The sequence below is a fragment of the Superficieibacter electus genome (assembly GCF_002915575.1).
GTDB classification, from domain to species: domain Bacteria; phylum Pseudomonadota; class Gammaproteobacteria; order Enterobacterales; family Enterobacteriaceae; genus Superficieibacter; species Superficieibacter electus.
This window is the reverse complement of sequence record NZ_PQGD01000059.1, coordinates 1-3,635: the sequence shown is the minus strand read 5'-3', so window position 1 is coordinate 3,635 and position 3,635 is coordinate 1. Positions and strand designations below refer to the sequence as shown.

The 3,635-nt window shown below is 46.2% G+C and carries 3 protein-coding genes and 1 pseudogene; 3 read left to right on the top strand and 1 reads right to left on the bottom strand.

Annotated elements, in window-relative coordinates; translation table 11 throughout:
- Positions 1–181: 181 nt before the first annotated feature.
- Complete coding sequence (gene aph(3')-Ia / locus CHU32_RS27610; protein ID WP_012695470.1) at positions 182–997, top strand: aminoglycoside O-phosphotransferase APH(3')-Ia; 816 nt, start codon at positions 182–184, stop codon at positions 995–997.
- Positions 998–1,133: 136 nt separating this feature from the next.
- Here aph(3')-Ia and CHU32_RS27605 read toward each other — a convergent pair whose 3' ends face one another.
- Positions 1,134–2,027, bottom strand: coding sequence for a LysR family transcriptional regulator (locus CHU32_RS27605; protein WP_012695469.1), 894 nt, complete (start codon positions 2,025–2,027; stop codon positions 1,134–1,136).
- Between the two features lie 193 nt (positions 2,028–2,220).
- On the opposite strand from CHU32_RS27605, the pseudogene CHU32_RS27600 reads away from it, so the two are divergent.
- Positions 2,221–3,051 (top strand): annotated as a pseudogene (locus CHU32_RS27600) (iron-containing alcohol dehydrogenase); the annotation flags it as partial.
- A 27-nt stretch (positions 3,052–3,078) separates the two neighbouring features.
- On the top strand, positions 3,079–3,635 hold a 557-nt coding region (locus CHU32_RS27595; protein WP_176691958.1), incomplete at its 3' end, for an IS5 family transposase.

The following is a 3,635-nucleotide window of genomic DNA, read 5'->3' as shown; positions in this document are numbered from 1 at the left end:
GAAAGCGTGCGTATTGCCTGAAAACACAACCCGCTACGGGGGAGACTTACCCGAAATCTGATTTATTCAACAAAGCCACGTTGTGTCTCAAAATCTCTGATGTTACATTGCACAAGATAAAAATATATCATCATGAACAATAAAACTGTCTGCTTACATAAACAGTAATACAAGGGGTGTTATGAGCCATATTCAACGGGAAACGTCTTGCTCGAGGCCGCGATTAAATTCCAACCTGGATGTTGATTTATATGGGTATAGATGGGCTCGCGATAATGTCGGGCAATCAGGTGCGACAATCTATCGATTGTATGGGAAGCCCGATGCGCCAGAGTTGTTTCTGAAACATGGCAAAGGTAGCGTTGCCAATGATGTTACAGATGAGATGGTCAGACTAAACTGGCTGACGGCATTTATGCCTCTTCCGACCATCAAGCATTTTATCCGTACTCCTGATGATGCATGGTTACTCACCACTGCGATCCCCGGGAAAACAGCATTCCAGGTATTAGAAGAATATCCTGATTCAGGTGAAAATATTGTTGATGCGCTGGCAGCGTTCCTGCGCCGGTTGCATTCGATTCCTGTTTGTAATTGTCCTTTTAACAGCGATCGCGTATTTCGTCTCGCTCAGGCGCAATCACGAATGAATAACGGTTTGGTTGATGCGAGTGATTTTGATGACGAGCGTAATGGCTGGCCTGTTGAACAAGTCTGGAAAGAAATGCATAAGCTTTTGCCATTCTCACCGGATTCAGTCGTCACTCATGGTGATTTCTCACTTGATAACCTTATTTTTGACGAGGGGAAATTAATAGGTTGTATTGATGTTGGACGAGTCGGAATCGCAGACCGATACCAGGATCTTGCCATCCTATGGAACTGCCTCGGTGAGTTTTCTCCTTCATTACAGAAACGGCTTTTTCAAAAATATGGTATTGATAATCCTGATATGAATAAATTGCAGTTTCATTTGATGCTCGATGAGTTTTTCTAATCAGAATTGGTTAATTGGTTGTAACACTGGCAGAGCATTACGCTGACTTGACGGGACGGCGCTTCCCTACCCTCATGGCCGCCTCCCAGGAATCGACCCAGGTGCTTATCGTGGACATAATCCTTTACTCATAAATTTATCTTATTCCATTATTGTACCTGTCGCGCAAAAGTTGCAGAAAAGCCATAAACGCAGGAGAATCCTGTCGGCGGTGAGGATAATAAATATGGTAGCCGTCAAAATATGGACACCACTCGGTCAGAACAGCAATCAGCTTGCCGCTTTTGATATATCCATCTGCAACATACTCGGGAATATAGGCAATCCCCAGCCCGTCTAATGCTGCATCGAGCTGATGAATCGTGCTGTTCGCAATATATTGCCCTTTGACTTTCAGACTGAATTTCTGAGCATCTTTCTCGAATTCCCAGGCGTACAATCCACTCGTATCAGAATAGCGGACGTTAATGCAGTTGTGGTTCAAAAGATCCTGCGGCTTCCTGGGCTTAGCATAACGCTTAAAATAATCTGGTGCAGCAACAACAAGCTGGCGCCAGTTCTGGCTTATTTTTGCGGCAATCATATCATTATTCAGAACATCGCCCGGACGAATCCCGGCATCAAAACGCTGATCAACAATATCTGTAAATCCATAGTCAATGCCGATTTCAATCTGAATATCTGGGTAGCGACTCAGAAAGTCCGGTAATACAGGACGGATCAAATACTGGATAACATCATCTGCCGCCGTGAGGCGTATGACGCCAGTGGGTTTTTCCCTAAGCTCACTCAACCGACTAATAGCATCATCAACCTGTTCCATTAACGGGCCAACTTCGTTAATGAGCCTTTCACCTGCTTCCGTAGTGGAGATACTGCGGGTGGTTCTGGCCAGCAGGCGGATCCCAAGCCTTTCCTCAAGAGATTTCACCGTGTGGCTGATGGCTGAGGGTGTCACACCTATTTCAGCTGCGGCTTTGGTAAAGCTTTTCAGCCTGGCCACTGTTAAAAAAACCTTTAATTCATCCACACGATTCCTCCTCCTCGGTCCCTACTGGAGACGTCAGCGTACCAGTCTGTCATTAATTATCAAATAAATTTCACAAGTAAGTGAAATTTATGTTGATTAATAAATAAAATTCAAAATGGTACTTTATATTCCACGACGTGAATATGTCCTCGTTGTAGTGACGGCTTTTAATTCTGAAAATGAGGTAATCATTATGCAAGATTTTATCTATCATAATCCGGTAAAAATTCTTTTTGGTCGCGATCAAATTTCTGCGTTAGCACAAGAAGTCCCGCAGGGTAAAAAGGTCATGATTGTCTATGGCGGGGGCAGCGTTATAAAACACGGTATATTGAAACGCGTAAAAGAGTCCCTGACAAACACCCTGGTTTATGAGTTTGGCGGTGTAGAAGCAAACCCTCATTATGAAACCCTGATGAAAGCCGTTGAGATTGTCAGAACAGAAAAAATTGATTTTCTTCTGGCCGTGGGCGGCGGTTCAGTGATCGACGGGACTAAATTTATTGCCGCCGCAGCCCTCTACGAAAATGATCCATGGGAGATCGTCAAGAGTTATGGCGGCGTGGTGAAACAAGCTCTCCCTTTTGGATGCGTGCTGACCCTGGCGGCCACGGGTTCAGAGATGAATAACACGGCGGTGATTAATCGGGTGACCACCCAGGATAAACTCTTTTTCACCTCCCCTTACGTTATGCCGAAATTTTCAGTGCTCGAACCGGAAATGACCTACACGCTGCCTGAACAACAAACCGCAAACGGGGTTGTTGATGCCTTTGTCCACGTTCTTGAGCAATACATTACTTACCCGGTTAACGCTAAGGTGCAGGATCGCCTGGCGGAAGGACTGCTGAGCACGCTGAAAGAAGAAGGCCCAGTAGCCCTTAAAAATCCACAGAACTACGACGCCAGAGCTAACATCATGTGGGCTGCGACGATGGCCCTGAATGGAATGTTGAGCGCAGGTGTCCCAACTGACTGGGCTTCTCACATGATTGGCCAGGAAATTACTGCATTATACGGGCTTTGTTGAATAAATCGAACTTTTGCTGAGTTGAAGGATCAGATCACGCATCTTCCCGACAACGCAGACCGTTCCGTGGCAAAGCAAAAGTTCAAAATCACCAACTGGCCCACCTACAATAAAGCCCTCATCAACCGTGGCTCCATAACTTTCTGGCTGGATGATGAAGCTATTCAGGCCTGGTATGAGTCAGCAACACCTTCTTCACGAGGCAGACCTCAGCGCTATTCTGACCTTGCCATCACGACTGTGCTGGTCATTAAACGCGTATTCAGGCTGACCCTGCGCGCTGCGCAGGGCTTTATTGATTCCATTTTTTATCTGATGAACGTTCCGCTACGCTGCCCGGATTACAGCTGTGTCAGCAGGCGGGCAAAGTCGGTTAATGTCAGTTTCAAAACGCCCACCCGGGGTGAAATCGCACACCTGGTAATTGATTCCACCGGGCTGAAGGTCTTCGGTGAAGGCGAGTGGAAAGTCAAAAAGCATGGCCAGGAACGCCGTCGTATATGGCGAAAGTTGCATCTGGCAGTTGACAGCAACACACATGAAATCATCTGTGCAGACCTGTCGCTGAACAATGTGAC